The 19,621-nt window shown below is 72.9% G+C and carries 15 protein-coding genes; all 15 read left to right on the top strand.

Annotation, left to right across the window (positions count from 1 at the left end):
* The first annotated feature begins 5 nt into the window (after positions 1-5).
* The 15 genes from metK (at position 6) to AB0E88_RS00695 (ending at position 19,603) form a co-directional block, all read left to right on the top strand.
* Positions 6-1,214 (top strand): methionine adenosyltransferase, encoded by a 1,209-nt coding sequence (metK, locus tag AB0E88_RS00625; RefSeq protein WP_361621410.1) that lies wholly within the window; start codon positions 6-8, stop codon positions 1,212-1,214.
* A gap of 32 nt (positions 1,215-1,246) precedes the next feature.
* The gene (locus AB0E88_RS00630; protein ID WP_361621413.1) at positions 1,247-2,233 is read left to right on the top strand and encodes a PfkB family carbohydrate kinase; all 987 of its coding nucleotides are present in this window, start codon (positions 1,247-1,249) and stop codon (positions 2,231-2,233) included.
* On the top strand, positions 2,230-5,694 hold the full coding sequence (gene metH, locus AB0E88_RS00635) for a methionine synthase (RefSeq protein ID WP_361621416.1): 3,465 nt from the start codon (positions 2,230-2,232) through the stop codon (positions 5,692-5,694). Before AB0E88_RS00630 ends, metH begins: the two co-directional genes overlap by 4 nt.
* Positions 5,691-6,557 carry a methylenetetrahydrofolate reductase [NAD(P)H] gene (gene metF, locus AB0E88_RS00640; protein WP_361621419.1) on the top strand — a complete coding sequence of 289 codons (867 nt, stop codon included), beginning with the start codon at positions 5,691-5,693 and terminating at the stop codon, positions 6,555-6,557. Before metH ends, metF begins: the two co-directional genes overlap by 4 nt.
* Positions 6,547-7,950 (top strand): adenosylhomocysteinase, encoded by a 1,404-nt coding sequence (ahcY, locus tag AB0E88_RS00645; protein ID WP_361621422.1) that lies wholly within the window; start codon positions 6,547-6,549, stop codon positions 7,948-7,950. Before metF ends, ahcY begins: the two co-directional genes overlap by 11 nt.
* Before the next feature lie 116 nt (positions 7,951-8,066).
* The gene (locus AB0E88_RS00650; protein WP_361621425.1) at positions 8,067-8,828 is read left to right on the top strand and encodes an alpha/beta fold hydrolase; all 762 of its coding nucleotides are present in this window, start codon (positions 8,067-8,069) and stop codon (positions 8,826-8,828) included.
* A 10-nt stretch (positions 8,829-8,838) separates the two neighbouring features.
* Positions 8,839-10,104, top strand: coding sequence for a beta-ketoacyl-[acyl-carrier-protein] synthase family protein (locus AB0E88_RS00655; protein ID WP_361621428.1), 1,266 nt, complete (start codon positions 8,839-8,841; stop codon positions 10,102-10,104).
* Positions 10,101-11,348, top strand: a complete 1,248-nt coding sequence (locus AB0E88_RS00660) for a ketosynthase chain-length factor (protein WP_361621431.1) — start codon at positions 10,101-10,103, stop codon at positions 11,346-11,348. The genes AB0E88_RS00655 and AB0E88_RS00660 overlap by 4 nt, the downstream gene beginning before the upstream one ends.
* A gap of 114 nt (positions 11,349-11,462) precedes the next feature.
* Positions 11,463-13,115 (top strand): FAD-binding oxidoreductase, encoded by a 1,653-nt coding sequence (locus AB0E88_RS00665; protein WP_361621434.1) that lies wholly within the window; start codon positions 11,463-11,465, stop codon positions 13,113-13,115.
* A 23-nt stretch (positions 13,116-13,138) separates the two neighbouring features.
* Positions 13,139-13,429: an antibiotic biosynthesis monooxygenase family protein gene (locus tag AB0E88_RS00670; protein ID WP_361621437.1), complete on the top strand. Its 291-nt coding sequence runs from the start codon at positions 13,139-13,141 to the stop codon at positions 13,427-13,429.
* Positions 13,430-13,550: 121 nt separating this feature from the next.
* The gene (locus tag AB0E88_RS00675) at positions 13,551-14,555 is read left to right on the top strand and encodes an ATP-binding cassette domain-containing protein (RefSeq protein ID WP_361621440.1); all 1,005 of its coding nucleotides are present in this window, start codon (positions 13,551-13,553) and stop codon (positions 14,553-14,555) included.
* Complete coding sequence (locus AB0E88_RS00680; RefSeq protein ID WP_361621443.1) at positions 14,552-15,379, top strand: ABC transporter permease; 828 nt, start codon at positions 14,552-14,554, stop codon at positions 15,377-15,379. The genes AB0E88_RS00675 and AB0E88_RS00680 overlap by 4 nt, the downstream gene beginning before the upstream one ends.
* A gap of 705 nt (positions 15,380-16,084) precedes the next feature.
* Positions 16,085-17,551: an AMP-binding protein gene (locus AB0E88_RS00685; protein WP_361621446.1), complete on the top strand. Its 1,467-nt coding sequence runs from the start codon at positions 16,085-16,087 to the stop codon at positions 17,549-17,551.
* Between the two features lie 23 nt (positions 17,552-17,574).
* Positions 17,575-18,465, top strand: coding sequence for a tryptophan synthase subunit alpha (gene trpA / locus AB0E88_RS00690; protein WP_361621449.1), 891 nt, complete (start codon positions 17,575-17,577; stop codon positions 18,463-18,465).
* A gap of 1 nt (position 18,466) precedes the next feature.
* Positions 18,467-19,603, top strand: a complete 1,137-nt coding sequence (locus AB0E88_RS00695; protein ID WP_361621452.1) for an acyl-CoA dehydrogenase family protein — start codon at positions 18,467-18,469, stop codon at positions 19,601-19,603.
* Positions 19,604-19,621: the final 18 nt, after the last annotated feature.

The raw sequence follows: 19,621 nt of genomic DNA on the forward strand, positions 1-19,621 counted from the left end.
GAGCCATGTCCCGTCGCCTGTTCACCTCGGAGTCCGTCACCGAGGGCCACCCCGACAAGATCGCCGACCGTGTCAGCGACACCGTCCTCGACGCCCTGCTGCGCGAGGACCCCTCCTCCCGCGTTGCCGTGGAGACCCTGATCACCACCGGCCAGGTCCACATCGCCGGGGAGGTCACCACCCAGGCGTACGCACCGATCGCCCAGCTCGTGCGGGAGACGATCCTCGAGATCGGCTACGACTCCTCGGCCAAGGGCTTCGACGGCGCCTCGTGCGGGGTGTCGGTGTCCATCGGCGCCCAGTCCCCGGACATCGCCCAGGGCGTCGACGCGGCGTACGAGGCCCGGGTCGAGGGCGGTGACGACGAGCTGGACCGCCAGGGGGCCGGCGACCAGGGCATCATGTTCGGCTACGCGACCGACGAGACGCCGAACCTGATGCCGCTGCCCATCGAGCTGGCCCACCGCCTGTCCCGCCGGCTCACCGAGGTCCGCAAGAACGGCACCCTCCCCTACCTGCGCCCGGACGGCAAGACGCAGGTGACCATCGAGTACCTCGGCAGCCGCCCGGTCCGCCTGGACACCGTGGTGGTCTCCTCGCAGCACGCCGCCGACATCGACCTCGAGGCGCTGCTCACACCGGACATCCGCGAACACGTCGTCGAGCACGTCCTGACCGCCCTCGCCGAGGACGGCATCAAGCTGGAGTCGGAGGGCTACCGCCTGCTCGTCAACCCCACGGGCCGCTTCGAGATCGGCGGTCCCATGGGCGACGCGGGCCTGACCGGCCGCAAGATCATCATCGACACCTACGGCGGCATGGCCCGCCACGGCGGCGGCGCCTTCTCCGGCAAGGACCCCTCCAAGGTCGACCGCTCCGCCGCCTACGCCATGCGCTGGGTCGCCAAGAACGTCGTCGCCGCCGGTCTGGCCGAGCGCTGCGAGGTGCAGGTGGCGTACGCGATCGGCAAGGCGGAGCCGGTGGGGCTGTTCGTGGAGACCTTCGGCACCGGCAAGGTCGCCCAGGACCGCATCGAGAAGGCCATCCACGAGGTCTTCGACCTGCGCCCGGCCGCCATCATCCGCGACCTGGACCTGCTGCGCCCCATCTACGCCCAGACCGCCGCCTACGGCCACTTCGGCCGTGAACTGCCCGACTTCACCTGGGAGCGCACCGACCGCGCCACCCGGCTGAAGGCCGCGGCCGGCCTCTGAGCCGGCCGCCCGAGCCCGACGGAAGTGCCCCCGTGCGCATCGCGGTCACCGGATCCATCGCGACCGATCATCTGACGTTCTTCCCCGGCCGGTTCACGGAGCAACTGCTTCCCGATCAGCTGGCCCACGTCTCCCTGTCCTTCCTGGTGGACCGGCTCGAGGTGCGCAGGGGAGGGGTCGCCGCCAACATCGCCTTCGGGCTCGGCGGCCTCGGCCTCGACCCCCTGCTGATCGGTGCCGTCGGCGCCGACTTCGCCGACCACGAGGTGTGGCTCAAGGAACACGGTGTCGACACCGGCGGTGTCGTCGTGTCCGCCGAGCGGCACACCGCCCGCTTCATGTGCACCACCGACGCCGACGCCAACCAGATCGCCGCCTTCTACGCGGGCGCCATGACCGAGGCCCGCACGATCGACCTGACCCGCCTGCCCGTCGGCCCGGAGCGTCTCGGCCTGGTCGTCGTCGCCGCCAACGACCCGGTGGCGATGGTGCGTCACACCCACCAGTGCCGCCGGCTGGGCATCCCCTTCGCGGCCGACCCCTCGCAGCAGCTGGCCACCCTCGACGGCGCCGAGGCCCGTGACCTCATCGAGGGCGCCCGCTGGCTGTTCACCAACGAGTACGAGGCCGCGCTGCTGCGGGAGCACACCGGCTGGCGCACCCGCGACGTACTGGAGCGCGTCGGCACCTGGATCACCACGCTCGGCGAGCGCGGTGTCCGCATCCGCCGCGCGGCGGACGGCCTCGACCTCACCGTCCCCGCCGTCGCCGACGTGCCCGTGGTGGACCCGACCGGTGTCGGTGACGCCTTCCGCGCCGGGTTCCTGGCCGCCACCGGCTGGGGACTGCCGGTGGACTGCGCCGCCCGGCTGGGCTGCGCGCTGGCCGCGCAGTCCCTGTCGGCCGTCGGCTCCCAGACCTACGACCCGGCTTCCCCCGCACTCCTCGCCACCGTGGCCCGGGGCTACGGAAGTGCCATGGCGGATCAGCTCGCCCCTCACCTGGAAGGCATCCGATGAACGCGGCCGACCGAGCGACCGCCCTGCGCGAGGCGCTTGCCACCCGTGTGGTGGTCGCCGACGGTGCGATGGGCACCATGCTCCAGGCGCAGGACCCCACCCTGGACGACTTCCGGCAGCTGGAGGGCTGCAACGAGATCCTGAACGTCACCCGCCCGGACATCGTGCGCTCGGTCCACGAGGAGTACTTCGCGGCCGGCGTGGACTGCGTGGAGACGAACACCTTCGGCGCGAACTTCGCCGCGCTGGGCGAGTACGACATCCCGGAGCGGGTCTTCGAGCTGTCCGAGGCCGGTGCGCGCATCGCCCGTGACGTGGCCGACGCGTTCACCGGGTCGACCGGGCGGCAGCGGTGGGTCCTGGGCTCGATGGGGCCGGGCACGAAGCTGCCGACGCTGGGACACGCCCCTTACGGCACGCTGCGCGACGCGTACCAGCAGAACGCGGAGGGGGTGATCGCCGGTGGTGCGGACGCGCTGCTGGTGGAGACCACGCAGGACCTGCTGCAGACCAAGGCCGCCGTCGTCGGGGCGCGCCGGGCGCTGGAGGCCGCCGGGGCCGACCTGCCGCTGATCGTGTCGGTCACGGTGGAGACGACGGGCACGATGCTGCTCGGTTCGGAGATCGGTGCGGCGCTGACCGCGCTGGAGCCGCTCGGCATCGACATGATCGGTCTGAACTGCGCCACCGGCCCCGCCGAGATGAGCGAGCACCTGCGCTACCTGGCCCGCCACGCCCGTATCCCGCTGCTCTGCATGCCGAACGCGGGGCTGCCGGTGCTGGGCAAGGACGGTGCGCACTATCCGCTGAGTGCGCCGGAACTCGCGGACGCGCAGGAGAACTTCGTCCGGGACTACGGGCTGTCCCTGGTGGGTGGCTGCTGCGGTACGACTCCGGAGCATCTGCGGCAGGTCGTGGAGCGGGTGCGGGGGCTGGCGCCGGGTGAGCGTGATCCGCGTCCGGAGCCGGGCGCGGCCTCCCTCTACCAGACGGTGCCGTTCCGGCAGGACACCGCCTACCTCGCGATCGGTGAGCGCACGAACGCCAACGGGTCGAAGAAGTTCCGTGAGGCGATGCTGGAGGGCCGCTGGGACGACTGTGTGGAGATGGCGCGCGAGCAGATCCGTGAGGGCGCGCACATGCTCGACCTGTGCGTGGACTATGTCGGCCGGGACGGCGTGGCGGACATGGAGGAGCTGGCGGGGCGGTTCGCGACGGCTTCGACGCTGCCGGTCGTGCTGGACTCCACGGAGGTGCCGGTGATCCGGGCCGGGCTGGAGAAGCTGGGCGGCCGTGCGGTGATCAACTCGGTGAACTACGAGGACGGTGACGGTCCCGAGTCGCGCTTCGCGAAGGTCACGGCTCTGGCGAAGGAGCATGGTGCGGCGCTGATCGCGCTGACCATCGACGAGGAGGGCCAGGCGCGCACGGCGGAGAAGAAGGTGGAGATCGCCGAGCGGCTGATCGCCGACCTGACGGGGAACTGGGGCATCCGTGAGGAGGACATCCTCATCGACTGCCTGACGTTCACGATCTGTACCGGTCAGGAGGAGTCACGCAAGGACGGCATCGCCACCATCGAGGGCATCCGCGAGCTCAAGCGCCGCCACCCCAACGTGCAGACCACTCTCGGTCTGTCCAACATCTCCTTCGGTCTGAACCCGGCCGCGCGGATCCTGCTGAACAGTGTGTTCCTGGACGAGTGTGTGAAGGCGGGGCTGGACTCGGCGATCGTGCACGCCTCGAAGATCCTGCCGATCGCCCGGTTCGACGAGGAGCAGGTGCGCACGGCGCTGGATCTGATCCATGACCGGCGTGCCGAGGGGTATGACCCGCTGCAGAAGCTGATGCAGCTGTTCGAGGGTGCGACGGCGAAGTCGCTGAAGGCGTCCAAGGCGCAGGAGCTGGCCGCGCTGCCGCTGGAGGAGCGTCTCAAGCGGCGCATCATCGACGGCGAACGCAACGGCCTGGAACAGGATCTGGACGAGGCACTCCGAAAGCGGCCGGCCCTCGACATCGTCAACGAGACGCTGCTGGACGGTATGAAGGTGGTCGGTGAGCTGTTCGGTTCCGGCCAGATGCAGCTGCCGTTCGTGCTCCAGTCGGCCGAGGTGATGAAGACCGCGGTGGCCCATCTGGAGCCGCACATGGAGAAGACGGACGAGGCGGGCAAGGGCACGATCGTGCTGGCCACCGTGCGCGGGGACGTGCACGACATCGGCAAGAACCTCGTCGACATCATCCTGTCCAACAACGGCTACAACGTGGTCAACCTGGGCATCAAGCAGCCCGTGTCCGCGATCCTGGAGGCCGCCGAGGAGCACCGGGCCGATGTGATCGGCATGTCCGGGCTGCTGGTGAAGTCCACGGTGATCATGAAGGAGAACCTGGAGGAGCTCAACCAGCGTGAGCTGGCCGGCAAGTACCCGGTCATCCTCGGCGGGGCCGCGCTGACCCGGGCGTATGTCGAGCAGGACCTGCACGAGATCTACCAGGGCGAGGTCCGCTACGCCCGGGACGCCTTCGAGGGGCTGCGTCTGATGGACGCGCTGATCGGCATCAAGCGCGGGGTGCCCGGGGCGAAGCTGCCGGAGCTGAAGCAGCGCCGGGTCAAGGCGGCCACCGTCCAGGTCGAGGAGCGGCCGCAGGAGGGGCATGTGCGCTCCGACGTGGCCATCGACAACCCGGTGCCCGCCCCGCCGTTCTGGGGCACCCGCGTGATCAAGGGCATCCAGCTCAAGGAGTACGCCACCTGGCTCGACGAGACGGCTCTCTTCCGGGGCCAGTGGGGCCTGACCAAGGAGCTGGTCGAGTCCGAGGGCCGGCCCAGGCTGCGCGGCCTGCTGGACCGGCTCCGCACCGAGAACCTGCTGGAGGCGGCCGTCGTGCACGGCTACTTCCCGTGCGTGTCGAAGAACGACGACCTGATCGTCCTGGACGAGGCCGGCAACGAGCGGACCCGGTTCACCTTCCCGCGTCAGAGCCGCGGCCGCCGGCTGTGCCTGGCCGACTTCTTCCGCCCGGAGGAGTCCGGGGAGACGGACGTCGTCGGCTTCCAGGTCGTCACCGTGGGCTCGCGCATCGGCGAGGAGACCGCCCGTCTCTTCGAGGCCGACGCCTACCGCGACTACCTCGAACTGCACGGCCTGTCCGTGCAGTTGGCGGAGGCCCTCGCCGAGTACTGGCACGCACGCGTACGCGCCGAACTCGGGATCGCGGGCCGGGACCCGGCGGCCCTCGACGGCATGTTCCGTACCGAGTACCAGGGCTGCCGCTACTCGCTCGGCTATCCGGCCTGTCCCGACCTGGAGGACCGCGCCAAGATCGCCGACCTGCTCCGGCCGGAGCGCATCGGCGTGCACCTGTCCGAGGAGTTCCAGCTCCACCCCGAGCAGTCCACGGACGCCATCGTGCTCCACCACCCCCAGGCGAGCTACTTCAACGCCGGAGGCCGCGCATGACATCCCGGCCCACGTTCTCCTTCGAGTTCTTCCCGCCGAAGACGGCGGCCGGGGAGCGCACCCTGTGGCAGGCGATACGCCGTGTCGAGCCCCTGGGGCCGGACTTCGTCTCCGTCACCTACGGAGCGGGAGGCTCCTCCCGGGACCGCACCATCGAGGTCACCCGGCGCATCGCGGCCGAGACGACGTTGCGTCCCGTCGCCCACCTCACCGCCGTCGGGCACTCGGTGGCCGAACTGCGGCACATCATCGGCCAGTACGCGGACGCCGGCATCCGGGACGTCCTGGTGCTGCGCGGAGATCCGCCCGGCGACCCCAAGGGGCCGTGGGTGCCGCACCCGGACGGCTTCCGGCACGCCCGCCAACTGGTCGAGCTGGTGCGCTCGCTGGGTGACTTCACCATCGGTGTGGCGGCCTTCCCGGAGCGGCATCCGCGCTCGCCCGACTGGGACTCCGACATCCGGCACTTCGTCGCCAAATGCCGGGCGGGCGCCGACTACGCCATCACCCAGATGTTCTTCGACGTCGAGGACTACCTGCGGCTGCGGGACCGGGTGGCGGCCGCGGGCTGCGACATCCCGATCATCCCGGAGATCATGCCGGCCACCGACGTCCGGCAGATCCGCCGGTTCGCCGAACTGAGCGACGCGGCCTTCCCCGAGGACCTCGCCCACCGCCTGGAAGCGGCCCGGGACGACGCTGCGGCGGGCCACCGGATCGGCGTCGAGTACGCCACCGCCATGGCCGAGCGGCTGCTCGCCGAGGGCGCGCCCGGCCTGCACTACATCACCCTGAACAGGTCCACCGCGGCCCTGGACATCCACCGTAACGTCATGAGCGCAAGGAGCTCCCGTGTCAGCTGAGTTCACGGATTTCAAGGTCGCCGACCTGTCCCTGGCCGAGTTCGGCCGCAAGGAGATCACCCTCGCCGAGCACGAGATGCCGGGCCTGATGGCGATCCGCAAGGAGTACGCCGAGGCGCAGCCCCTGGCGGGCGCCCGCATCACGGGTTCGCTGCACATGACGGTGCAGACGGCCGTGCTGATCGAGACCCTGGTCGCGCTCGGCGCCAAGGTCCGCTGGGCCTCCTGCAACATCTTCTCCACGCAGGACCACGCCGCCGCGGCCATCGCCGCCGCCGGCATCCCCGTCTTCGCCTGGAAGGGCGAGACGCTCGAGGAGTACTGGTGGTGCACCGAGCAGGCGCTGACCTGGCCCGGCACCGACACCGGCGGCCCGAACATGATCCTCGACGACGGCGGTGACGCCACCCTCCTCGTCCACCAAGGTGTCGAACACCGCAAGAGCGGCACCCTGCCCGCCGCCGACAACGAGGAACTCGCCGTCGTCCGCGCCCTCCTCGAGAGGAGCACCCTGGACTGGACGGCCGTCGCCGCCGGCATCCGCGGTGTCACGGAGGAGACCACGACGGGTGTCCACCGTCTGTACGAGATGATGCGCGAGGGGACGCTGCTGTTCCCCGCGATCAACGTGAACGACTCGGTGACGAAGTCGAAGTTCGACAACAAGTACGGCTGCCGTCACTCGCTGATCGACGGCATCAACCGTGCCACGGACGTGCTGATCGGTGGCAAGACCGCGGTGGTGTTCGGGTACGGCGATGTGGGCAAGGGCTGTGCGGAGTCGCTGCGCGGTCAGGGTGCCCGGGTGATCGTGACGGAGATCGACCCGATCTGCGCGCTGCAGGCGGCGATGGACGGCTACCAGGTCACCACGCTGGACGAGGTGGTGGAGACGGCCGACATCTTCGTCACGACGACCGGCAACAAGGACATCATCATGGCCTCCGACATGGCCCGGATGAAGCACCAGGCGATCGTCGGGAACATCGGTCACTTCGACAACGAGATCGACATGGCCGGTCTGGCGAAGATTCCCGGGATCGTCAAGGACGAGGTGAAGCCGCAGGTCCACACGTGGACCTTCCCCGACGGCAAGAAGATCATCGTGCTGTCCGAGGGCCGTCTGCTGAACCTGGGCAACGCCACCGGTCATCCCTCGTTCGTGATGTCCAACTCCTTCGCGAACCAGACGATCGCGCAGATCGAGCTGTTCACCAAGCAGTCCGAGTACCCGACCGGTGTGTACGTGCTGCCCAAGCACCTCGACGAGAAGGTCGCCCGCCTCCACCTGGACGCCCTCGGCGTGAAGCTGACGAAGCTGCGCCCGGAGCAGGCGGCGTACATCGGCGTGGACGTGGACGGCCCGTACAAGGCCGACCACTACCGCTACTGATCACCTCCGGCCACCCGGTGGCACGTGGCTGATTCGAGTCGTGCTCCAGGCACGTCGGCCAGTCTCGAAGCCAGTGAAGGCCCGCGCCACCGAGGCGGCCGAGGAGGTGCGACACCATGGGGGACGGCTCACCGGTCACGCTGTACTGCTTCGCGCACGCCGGCGCGGGGGTGAGCAGCTTCGTCCACTGGCGCGCACGCACCGGCCCCGGCGTGCGGACCGTTCCGGTCCTGCTGCCCGGCCGTGAGGCACGGCGCCGTGAGGCCCGGCCGACCGGACGCGCCGCACTGCTCGACGCGCTCCTTCGCCCGCTCGCCGACGAGGTAGCCGACGGACGCCCCTACGCCCTGTACGGGCACAGTCTGGGCGGCCTGGTCGCCCATACCCTCGCCCGCGCGCTTGTGGACCAGCAGCTGCCCGCGCCCGCGTTCCTCGCGGTCGGTGCCAGCCCCGCCCCGCACCTGGGGCCGGTGCGCCACGCCGAGGAGATCACCGACGCCCGGTTGCTGCGGTTCGTCGCCGACATCGGAGCGGCGCCCGGCGGGGCACTCGCCGCGCCCGGCAGCGTATGGCACCGCAGCGTGCTGCCCGTCCTGCGGGACGACCTGCGGCTGGCCGCCGCCCTGCGGACCGCCGCCCTCGACGACGAGGGCCGCGGTCCGCTGAACGTGCCCGTCCTCGCCGTCGGCGGGCGGGACGACCCGGTCGTCGGCGCCGCGTCGCTGGACGGCTGGGCGCGCTGGACCACCGGCCGCCTCGTGCGGCGCACCGTGCCCGGCGACCACTTCTTCGTCCGCGGACCGCACATACCCCGCCTCGTCGGCCGCGCCTGCCGCATCGTGCGGCGCACCGAGCTCATACCTGGAGGACAACAGTGAGGGACAACCGATGAGACGGGTCGTCATCACCGGCATCGGGGTCGTGGCACCCGGTGGCGTGGGCACCCGCGCGTTCTGGGACACGCTGACCGCGGGCCGCACCGCCACGCGCGGCATCACGCTGTTCGACGCGTCCTCGTTCCGCTCGCGCATCGCCGCCGAAGCGGACTTCGACCCGGCGGCTCACGGATTCACGGCGGCCGAGGCCGCCCGACTGGACCGCGCCGCCCAGTTCGCCCTCGTCAGCGCCCGCGAGGCCGTCGAGGACAGCGGGCTGAACGGTGCGCTCGACCCGGTCCGCACCGGCGTCACCCTGGGCAGCGCCGTCGGCTGCACCACCGGCCTCGACAACGAGTACGGCGTCGTCAGCGACAACGGCAGTACCTGGGAGGTCGACCACACCCGGGCCGTCGCCCATCTCTTCGACTACTTCGTGCCCAGCTCCATGGCCGCCGAAGTGGCCCGCGCCGTGGGCGCCCAGGGCCCCGTCTCCCTGGTGTCCACGGGCTGCACCTCGGGACTGGACTCCGTCGGCCACGCCGTCGACCTGATCCGCGAGGGCAGCGCCGACGTCATGGTCACCGGCGCCACCGAGGCACCGATCTCCCCGATCACCGTGGCCTGCTTCGACGCCATCAAGGCGACCAGCCCCCGCAACGACGAGCCGGAGACCGCCTCGCGGCCCTTCGACCGCTCCCGCAACGGCTTCGTGCTCGGCGAGGGCGCGGCCGTGCTGGTCCTGGAGGAACTGGAACACGCCCGCCGGCGCGGCGCCCATGTGTACGCGGAGATCGCCGGGTTCGCCGGGCGCAGCAACGCCTACCACATGACCGGGCTGAAGTCCGACGGCGCGGAGATGGCCGAGGCCATCCGCGCCGCCCTCGACGAGGCACACCTCGACGCCACCGCCGTCGACTACATCAACGCCCACGGCTCCGGCACCAAGCAGAACGACCGCCACGAGACCGCCGCGTTCAAGCGCAGCCTCGGCGACCACGCCTACCGGGTGCCGGTCAGCTCCATCAAGTCGATGATCGGGCACTCGCTCGGCGCGATCGGCTCACTGGAGGTGGCCGCCAGCGCCCTGGCCATCGAGCACAACACGGTGCCTCCCACCGCGAACCTGCACGAGTCCGACCCGGCCTGCGACCTCGACTACACCCCGCTCACCGCGCGCGAGCAGCGCACCGACACCGTGCTCAGCGTCGGCAGCGGCTTCGGCGGCTTCCAGAGCGCCATCGTCCTGACCCGGCCGCGACTTCAGGAGGCGGCATGACCACGGCCACCCTCGACCGTCCCGCCGCGGCGCGGCAGACCCCTTCGACCACCGGGTCCGTCGTCACCGGCATCGGCGTCACCGCCCCCAACGGCCTGGGCACCGAGGCCTGGTGGGCGGCCACCCTGCGCGGGGAGAGCGGTATCCGCCCCCTGACCCGCTTCGACGCCTCGCGCTATCCGGTGCGCATCGCCGGTGAGGTCCCGGGTTTCGTCGACGAGGACCACCTGCCCAGCCGGCTGCTGCCGCAGACCGACCGGGTCACCCGGCTGTCGCTGGCCGCCGCCAAGGAGGCCCTGGACGACTGCGGGACCGATCCGGCCGCGCTGCCCGCCTACGGGGCCGGAGTGGTGACCGCGTCGTCCGCCGGCGGCTTCGAGTTCGGGCAGCGCGAGCTGGAGGCGCTGTGGAGCAAGGGCGGCCAGCACGTCAGCGCCTACCAGTCCTTCGCCTGGTTCTACGCCGTCAACACCGGTCAGATCTCCATCCGGCACGGGCTGCGCGGCTCCAGCGGTGTCGTCGTCGCCGAACAGGCCGGCGGTCTCGACGCCCTCGCCCACGCCCGGCGCCAGATCCGCAAGGGCGCCCGGATGATGGTCACCGGCGGCGTCGACTCGGGGCTGTGCCCGTGGGGATGGGCCGCACATCTCGCGGCCGGCGACCTCAGCCCGGTGGCCGACCCCGCCCGCGCCTACCTCCCCTTCGACGCCGCGGCGCGCGGCCACGTCGTCGGTGAGGGCGGTGCCCTGTTCGTGCTGGAGAGCGCCGCCGACGCGCGGGCCCGCGAGGCGCGCGTGTACGGGGTGTTCACCGGGTACGCGGCCACCTTCGACGGCCCCGGCACCCCCCGCCTGGGCGACGCCGCCCGGCTCGCCCTCGCCGACGCCGGACTCGAGCCCGGTGACATCGACGTGGTCTTCGCGGACGCGGCGGGCGAACGCGCCGCCGACCGTGCCGAGGCGCAGGCGCTCGCCGGCCTGTTCGGCGCCCGCGCCGTCCCGGTCACCGCGCCCAAGTCGATGACCGGCCGCCTCCTCGCGGGCGGCGCCTCCCTCGACGTAGCCGCCGCCCTGCTCACCCTGCGCGACCAGGTGATCCCGCCGACCACCGGCACCACCCGCCCGGCCGCCGACTGCCCGATCGACCTCGTCACCACGCCCCGCGAGACGCGGGTCCGGCACGCCCTGGTCCTCTCCCGCGGCCGCGGCGGCTTCAACTCCGCCGCGATCCTCAGCGCCGGCTGACCCGCGACCCGTCCCGCCCGTCCCACTGCTCCCACCGGCCCGCACCGCCCGGCGCCGCCCCCGGCGCGCACCACCGGTCCGGGCCGCTGTCCCGCCCTTCGAGAAAGGCGCACGATGACCCGTCCCAGCCGACGCCGGTTCGTTGCCGGCACGCTCACCGCGGGGGCCGCCGCGGGCCTCAGCGCGGCCGGCCTCACGGCCGCCGGCGCCGCGCAGGGCACCCCGGCCGACACCACCGGCACCACCGTCACCCCCACCGACCCGCGCTACGCCGCCCTGGCCACCCGGGGCAGCAACAAGCGCTTCACCGCGCACCCGGAGGCGTTCCGGCTGCCCACCACCACCGCCGAGGTGGTCGCCGCGGTCGGTGACGCCGTACGCGACGGCAAGCGCATCGCCGTGCGCAGCGGCGGCCACTGCTTCGAGAACGTCGTGGGCGACCCGGCCGTGCGCATCGTCATCGACCTCGCCGCCATGGACGCCGTCACCTACGACCCGCGGCGGCGCGCGTTCATGGTGGAGGCCGGGGCCCGCCTGATGGACGTGTACAAGAAGCTCTTCTACGGCTGGGGCGTCACCCTGCCCGGAGGCGCCAGCGCCACCGTCGGGCTCGGCGGGCACATCACCGGCGGCGGCTACGGTGCGCTCTCCCGCGCGTTCGGCCTGGCCGCCGACCATCTTCACGCCGTCGAGGTGGTCACCGTAGACGCCGCCGGCCGGGCCCGCGCGCTCGTCGCGACCCGGGACCACGACGACCCGCACCGCGACCTGTGGTGGGCCCACACCGGCGGTGGCGGCGGCAACTTCGGCGTCGTCACCCGCTACTGGTTCCGCTCCCCGCAGGCGCCCGCCGGCTGCGACGACCCCTCCCGGCTGCTGCCGCGCCCGCCGGGCACCGTCCTGGCCGGCACCGTGTACTTCCCGCGCGAGGGCATGGACCGGGCCTCCTTCCGCCGCCTGGTGCGCAACCACGGGCAGTGGCACGAGCGCCACAGCGGCGCCGACTCCCCCTACGCCGGCCTCTTCGGCGGCCTGGTGCTGTTCGGCCGTCCCGCCTCCGCGTCCGCCGACCCGGGCCCGGCCGCCATCAGCTTCGCGCACATGGCAGGCACCCGCCCGGACGCCGAGCGGCTGCTGCGCGCCTACGGCGAGGCCGTCGCCGACGGCGTCGGCGGCTCACCGCAGTTCTTCGACATCACCGAGCAGCCCTGGCTCACCGCGACCGAGGGACTGGCCGCCAACCAGGACGCCGAGGTCGGCCGGCAGAAGATCAAGTCGGCCTACCTGCGCCGCGGTTACCGCGACGACCAGGCCGACGTGCTGTACACCTACCTCAACAGCACCGGCCACCGGCACGACACCGCCTCGGTGTCCCTCCAGTCCTTCGGCGGCCGGATCAACACCGTGGCCCCCGGCGCGACCGCCTCCACCCACCGCGACTCGGTCCTCAAGGCCCTGTTCATGAACACCTGGCAGGACCCCGACGCCGACACCGACGCCGTGGACTGGCTGCGCCGCCTGTACCGCGACGTGTACGCCTCCACCGGCGGTGTGCCCGTGCCCGGACGCGACAGCGACGGCTGCTACATCAACTACCCGGACATCGACATGGCCGACCCGCGCTGGAACACCTCCGGCGTCCCCTGGCAGCGCCTCTACTACAAGGACGCCTACCCCCGGCTCCAGCGCGTCAAGGCCGCCTACGACCCCCGCGGCGTCTTCCGGCACACCCTGTCCGTCCGCCCGCGGCCGGGACGCGGCGACTGACCCGTCTCCCGAAGGAAACTGCTGTGATCACCTTCATCAACCGCTTCACCGTGACCGGGCCGCCCGAGGAGTTCGAGCGGGCCTTCGAGCGGACGTCGGCGTTCTTCGGCACCCGGCCCGGCTTCGTCCGCCACCGCCTGCTCAAGCACGCGGACGACCCGGCGACGTACGTCAACGTGGCCGAGTGGCAGGACCGCGACAGTTTCGAACAGGCCGTACGCCACCCGGACTTCGCCGCACACCGGGCCGCACTGCGCGCCCTGAGCACGGGCGAGCCCGGCATCTACACGGTGCACTACGAACGCGTGGCCTGACCCGGCGCACACGCCCCTGGGCCGACGGGGCCGGGCCGCCCGCTCCGGGCCGGCTCCACCCGCGCCCGACCCGCACCCGCGAACCTTGCCTCCCAGGCGATCGCGACGAAAGGACATCCCCGTGCAATCGAGCAAGCCGGCCGTGGTCGCCGAAGGGCTCCGCAAACGCTACGGCAAGGCCACCGTGCTCGACGGCCTCGACCTCGTCGTGCCCCAGGGGTCGGTGTGCGGTCTGCTCGGTCCCAACGGAGCCGGCAAGACCACCACCGTCGGCATCCTGTCCACCCTGCTGTCCGCCGACGGCGGCCGCGCCGAGGTGGCGGGCTTCGACGTGGCCCGCCAGGCGGCCCAGGTGCGCTACCGCATCGGGCTGGTGGGCCAGTACGCGGCGGTGGACGAAGTCCTCAGCGGGCGGCAGAACCTGGTGATGTTCGGCCGCCTCCACCATCTCTCCCCGGCCGCCGCCCGGCGCCGGGCGGACGAGTTGCTGGAGCGGTTCCGGCTCGCCGACGCCGGCGGCAAACCCGTCAAGGACTACTCGGGAGGCATGCGACGCCGCCTCGACCTGGCGGCCGGCATGGTGCTCTCCCCGCCGGTGCTCTTCCTCGACGAGCCGACCACCGGCCTCGACCCGCGCAGCCGCAACGAGGTCTGGGACGCCGTGCGTTCCCTCGTCGACGGCGGTACCACCGTGCTGCTCACCACGCAGTACCTGGAGGAGGCCGACCAGCTCGCCGACAGCATCTTCGTGATCGACTCCGGCCGGGTCATCGCCGAGGGCTCACCGGACGCGCTCAAGCGCCGCACCGGCGGCGACCGCGTCGAGGTCGTGGTGCGCCGGGCCGCGGACCTGCCCGCCGCCACGGCGGCACTGGCCCGCGCCGGCGCGGCCGAACCGGTGACCGAGGAGGACACCCGACGGATCAGCGTGCCCGTGCGGGACCGCGCCGGCGCACTGACCGAGGTCGTCCGCGCCCTGGACGCCGCCGGCATCACCGCGGAGGACATCGCGCTGCGCCGCCCCACCCTGGACGAGGTCTTCCTGCACCTGACCGGGTCCGCTCCCGGCACCCACGCGGACACCCCGACCCCGCACCCGACGACCATGGAGGGCATGCCGGTATGAGCATCGCGATCCCGGACCTTCCCCGCGGCCCCCTCGCCCGCCTGCGCTGGGCGCTGGCCGACGGCTGGACCCTGACCCTGCGCGGGCTGCAGCACTGGGCGCGCCAGCCGTCGACGCTCATCGGTTCGCTGATGTTCCCGGTGCTGATGGTCCTGATGTTCGGCTACTTCTTCGGCGGCGCCATGCAGGTGCCGGGCGGCGGCAGCTACCGCGAGTTCCTCCTGCCCGGCATGTTCGTCATGACCATGGTGTTCGGGATGGGGGAGACCGTCACGGCCGTCGCCGCGGACCACAACCGCGGCGTCACCTCCCGCTTCCGCACCATGCCGATGGCGCCGTCCGCCGTCCTCGTCGGCCGCTGCGTCACCGATCTGCTGAACTCGGCCCTCGCGCTCGCCGTCCTGTTCGGTGTCGGACTCGCCGTCGGCTGGGAGGCCCACGGCACCGCCGCCGAGACCCTGTCGGCGGCCGGCCTGCTCCTGCTGCTGCGCTTCGCCCTGACCTGGGTGGGCATCTACGTCGGGCTGCTGATGAAGGGACCCGAGGGCATCACCCTGGTGCAGACCCTGGAGTTCCCCGTGGGCTTCCTCACCAGCGCTTTCGTCGCCCCCGCCACGATGCCCGGCTGGCTCGGCACCCTCGCCGAGTGGAACCCGCTGTCCTCCACGGTCGCCGCCACCCGCCACCTCTTCGGCAACCCCGGCTGGGGCGGCGAGTCCTGGATCGCGCAGCACGCCACCCTCATGGCGGTGCTGTGGCCGGCCCTCCTGTTCGCGGTGTTCTTCCCGCTGTCCGTACGCCGTTTCCGCACCCCGCGCAGCTGACACCCCCACCGCCTCACCCGACAAAAGAAGAGCCACCCCTCCAGGTGCCGTGGACACGCCCCCTCCGTGTCCACGGCACCACCACGTCCGGCGACCACCGCCGGACACCGGGGAACCCACCGCGCCGCGCGGCAGGCACCGCGCGGCGGGCCACCGCGCTGCGCGGCCGACACGACGCGGCCGGGACCGCGTCCGACGGGACCGCGTCGCGCGGGCGGCATCGCCTCGCGCGGGCGGGGCCGCGTCGCGGGGACGGGACTGCGCTGCGTCGACGGGACCGTGCCGCGCGAGCGGCACCGCGCCAACCCGGCCGGGACCGCGTCGTGGGGACGGGACTGCGCTGCGCGGGCGGGACCGCGCCAACGCGGCCGGGGCCGCGTCGACGGGGCCGTGTCGCGTGGGCGGCACCGCATCGCGCGGGCGGGGCCGCGTCGTACGGGCGGGGCCGCGTCGTGGGGACGGTACCGCGCTGCGCGGGCGGCGTCGCGCCAACGCGGCCGGGACCGCGTCGACGGGGCCGCGTCGCGCGGGCGGGGCCGCGTCGCGGGGACGGGGCCGCGTCGCGGGGACGGGGCCGCGCTGCGGTGACGGCACCGGGTCGCGCGGGCGGTGCCGCGGTGGTGGGCGCCGTACAGCGGGGCTCGAACGTGGCTCCAGTCGGGCGGCCGATCATCGGGGCGACAACGCCCGAAGGGGGACGCACGCATGGACGTCACGCTGGTGGACGGCTTCCTCGCGCAGGCCCGGCGCAGACCGGACGCCGTGGCGCTGACCGGCGATCACGAGGACGTCTCCTACGGCGCGCTGCTGCGCCGGGCGACCGCACAGCGTGCCCGCCTCGCCGGCCTCGGCCTGCCTGCCGGGGAGCCCGTCGCCGTCATCGCCGTCAAGACCCCCGCCACCCTCGCCCTGGTGCTCGCCTGCCTGCTGGAGCGGCGGCCGGTACTGCTGCCGTCACCGACGCTCGGCGCCGACGTCCGCACCCGGCTGTACGAGTCGGCCGGCGTGCGGCACGTGGTGTCCGCCACCGACGAGGACACGGCCGACGAGCCCCGCCCGCCGGCTTCGCCGCGCCCGGAAGCCACCGCCTTCGTGCTCACCACCTCCGGCTCCACGGGTGTGCCCAAAGCCGTGGCGATCAGCGCGGCTGCCGTCGACCGGTTCATCGCGTGGGCGGGCCCCGCGTTCGGCATCGGCGAGGACACGCCCGTCCTCAACCACGCCCCCCTCAACTTCGACCTGTGCCTGCTGGACGTATGGACGACACTCGCCCGCGGCGGCCGCGTCGTCCTCGCGGACCCCGAACGGGCCACCCGCGGGGGCCACCTCTTCCGCCTCGCCGAGCGGCACCGCGTGGAGGTCGTCCAGGCCGTGCCGATGTTCTACCGGCTGCTCGCCGACGCCGCCGAGGGACGCGCCCTGCCCCGCGTCCGCCACGCCGTGACCACCGGCGACGCCCTGCCCGCACCCCTGCTGGCCGAACTGCCCGCGCTGCTGCCCCGGGCCCGGCTGCACAACCTCTATGACTGCACCGAGACCAACGACAGCTTCCTGCACGAGATCGACCCCGCCCGCGACGCGGCGTCCGGCTCCCTGCCGATCGGGCGCCCGCTGCCCGGCGTGGACGCGCTCGTCGTCGCCGACGACGGCAGCGTCGTGCACGGCCCGGGCCGCGGCGAACTGTACGTGTCGACCCCGTTCCAGGCCGACGGCTACCTCGGGGCCGCCGCGTCACCGGCGGCGTTCGCACCCCACCCCCAGGGGCTGGCCGGCCGGCGCTACTTCCGCAGCGGCGACCTGGTGCACCGCGCCGAGGACGGCACCTACACCCTCCAGGGCCGTACCGACTTCCAGGTCAAGGTCCGCGGCGTGCGCGTCAACCCGCAGGAGGTGGAGGCGGTCCTGCTCGCCCACCCCGAGGTCCGTGAGGCCGCCGTCCTCGCCCTGCCCGATCCGGTGGCCGGCCGGCTGCTGCACGCGGTGGTGCGCCGCGACAGCGCCGCGCACCACCTCAACAGCCTGGTCTTGCGCGGCCATCTGGCCCGCGGGCTGCCGCGGGCGGCGATCCCGACGTCGGTGCGGATCACCGAGGAGCCGCTGCCCAGGACCAGCACCGGAAAGGTCGACCGCGAACGCGTCGCCCGTACCCACCTCGCCCGGCACACCGGGTGAGCCGCCCGTCAAGGAGAGCCGCCATGGCGCCCGTCGAGCCCACCGAGCGGGGATTCTTCCCGCCCCGCGAGGACGCGGGCACCGGCCTCGCCGTCTTCCTCAACGCCGGCGACCCGCCGCTCGCGCTGCTGCCCGACCTCGCCGCCATGCTCGACGACAGCGGTGTGGAGTGCCTCGAACTCGCCGTGCCCTTCCCCGACTCCGTCACCGACGGGCCCGTCGTGCGCCGTTCCGCCCGCCGCGCGCTGGAGGCGGGCGTCACGGCCCAGGCCGTCCTCGACACCGTCGCCGCGCTGCGGCCCTCGCTGCGCAGGCTGCGCATCGCCCTGCTGGCCGACTACGGACACACCGTCAAGGGACCCGGCCTCGGGCCCTTCACCGCCCGGGCGGCCGCCGCCGGCTGCGACGGGCTGCTGCTGCACGGCCTGCCGCCCCGGATGCGCGAGCCCTACCTCGAGGCCGCCGACGCGGCCGCGCTGCCCGTCGTGGCCAGCTGCTACGCCGTCTCACGTCCCGACGCCGTCGCCCGCGCCGCCGCCGACGCCTCCGCCTATGTGTACCTGGTCGCCCACTACGGACGCAGCGGGACGACCCGGCCGCTCGACGAGGACGCGCTGGCCGCCGCGATCGGTGCCCTGCGCGACGCCGCGCGGGTGCCCGTCGCCGTCGGCTTCGGCGTGCGTGACGCCGCCGACGTCGCCGCGCTCGGCCGGCTCGGCGCGGACGCCGCCGTGATCGGCAGCGCCGCCGTCGCCCACATCGAGCGCGCCCGCGCGGCCGGCCGCGACCCGGTCGGCGAACTGGCCCGTTTCGTCGAGGGGTTGCGCCGCCCCGCCGCCCCGCCCGAAGGAGTCCCGCACATGACCGCCGCCACCGCGCCCGCCCCCCGCCCGGCCCGTACAGGGGAGCGGTGAGATGCGTTTCAGCGACGACGACAAGGCACTGCGCGCGGGCCTCGACCCCTGGCTGGAGCGACTCAGCGAGGGGCACGTCGAGCAGGACGCCGAGGGCGCCTTCCGCCGCGACAAGTGGGACATGGTGCGGGCCACCGGCATCCTCGGCCTGCCCTTCGAGGAGCGCTACGGCGGCCTCGGCCAGTCCCTGCCGACCACGATGTACGTCCTCGAGGGCCTGGGGGAGGGCTGCCGCGACGCCGGGCTGAGCTTCTCGGTGTGCACGCACATGGTCAGCACCGGCGTACCCCTGACCCGCTTCGGTTCCGCCGCGCTGAAGGAGCGTTACCTGCCGGGAGTCTGCACCGGCGAACTGATCGGCGCGCACGCCATCAGCGAGCCCGACAGCGGTTCGGACGCCCTCGCGATGCGCACCCGCGCCGACCGCGACGGCGACACCTACGTCCTCAACGGCACCAAGGCCTTCGTCAGCAACGGTCCGGTGGCCGACGTGTTCGTCGTGTACGCCCGCACCCACCCGCGTGGCGGCCCGCTCGGCATCACCGCGTTCCTCGTGGACCGCGACACCCCCGGCCTGAGCGTCGGCCGGCCCGTGTCCAAGATGGGCCTGCGCACCTCCCCGCTCGCGGAGCTGTTCCTCGACGACTGCCGGGTGCCCGCCGACCGGGTCCTCGGCCGCCCGGGCGGCGGCTTCCTGGTCCTGGATCACGTGATGAAGTGGGAGATCCTGTGCTCCTTCGCCGTCACCGCGGGGGAGATGAGCCACCGACTCGCCCGCTGCGTCGAACAGGCCCGCACCCGCACCCAGTTCGGCGCGAAGATCGGTTCCTTCCAGGCCGTCTCCCACCGCATCGTCGACATGCGCATCGGTGTGGAGACGGCCCGCCGCTGGCTGTTCGGCACCGCCGAGAAGTTCGCGGCCGGTGAGAACGTCACCGAGGACATCGCCATCACCAAACTCGTCACCAGCGAGGCCAACGTCGCCTCCGCCCTGGCCGCCGTGCAGATCTTCGGCGGCAACGGCTACATGACGGAGTACGGCATCGAGAAGGAACTGCGCAACGCGGTCGCCGGGACCATCTACTCGGGCAGCTCCGAGATCCAGCGCAACCGCGTCGCCGCCATGCTCGGCCTGTGACACGGGAGCGCGCCGTAC

Origin of the sequence: Streptomyces sp. NPDC028635 (assembly GCF_040637635.1) — a bacterium.
Taxonomy (GTDB): Bacteria; Actinomycetota; Actinomycetes; order Streptomycetales; family Streptomycetaceae; genus Streptomyces.

Coding starts and splice junctions, on each gene's coding strand:
- metK (WP_361621410.1), top strand. CDS start 6: ATGTCCCGTCGCCTGTTCACCTCGGAGTCCGTCACCGAGGGCCACCCC.
- metH (WP_361621416.1), top strand. CDS start 2,230: ATGAACGCGGCCGACCGAGCGACCGCCCTGCGCGAGGCGCTTGCCACC.
- metF (WP_361621419.1), top strand. CDS start 5,691: ATGACATCCCGGCCCACGTTCTCCTTCGAGTTCTTCCCGCCGAAGACG.
- AB0E88_RS00650 (WP_361621425.1), top strand. CDS start 8,067: ATGGGGGACGGCTCACCGGTCACGCTGTACTGCTTCGCGCACGCCGGC.
- AB0E88_RS00655 (WP_361621428.1), top strand. CDS start 8,839: ATGAGACGGGTCGTCATCACCGGCATCGGGGTCGTGGCACCCGGTGGC.
- AB0E88_RS00660 (WP_361621431.1), top strand. CDS start 10,101: ATGACCACGGCCACCCTCGACCGTCCCGCCGCGGCGCGGCAGACCCCT.
- AB0E88_RS00665 (WP_361621434.1), top strand. CDS start 11,463: ATGACCCGTCCCAGCCGACGCCGGTTCGTTGCCGGCACGCTCACCGCG.
- AB0E88_RS00680 (WP_361621443.1), top strand. CDS start 14,552: ATGAGCATCGCGATCCCGGACCTTCCCCGCGGCCCCCTCGCCCGCCTG.
- AB0E88_RS00685 (WP_361621446.1), top strand. CDS start 16,085: ATGGACGTCACGCTGGTGGACGGCTTCCTCGCGCAGGCCCGGCGCAGA.
- trpA (WP_361621449.1), top strand. CDS start 17,575: ATGGCGCCCGTCGAGCCCACCGAGCGGGGATTCTTCCCGCCCCGCGAG.
- AB0E88_RS00695 (WP_361621452.1), top strand. CDS start 18,467: ATGCGTTTCAGCGACGACGACAAGGCACTGCGCGCGGGCCTCGACCCC.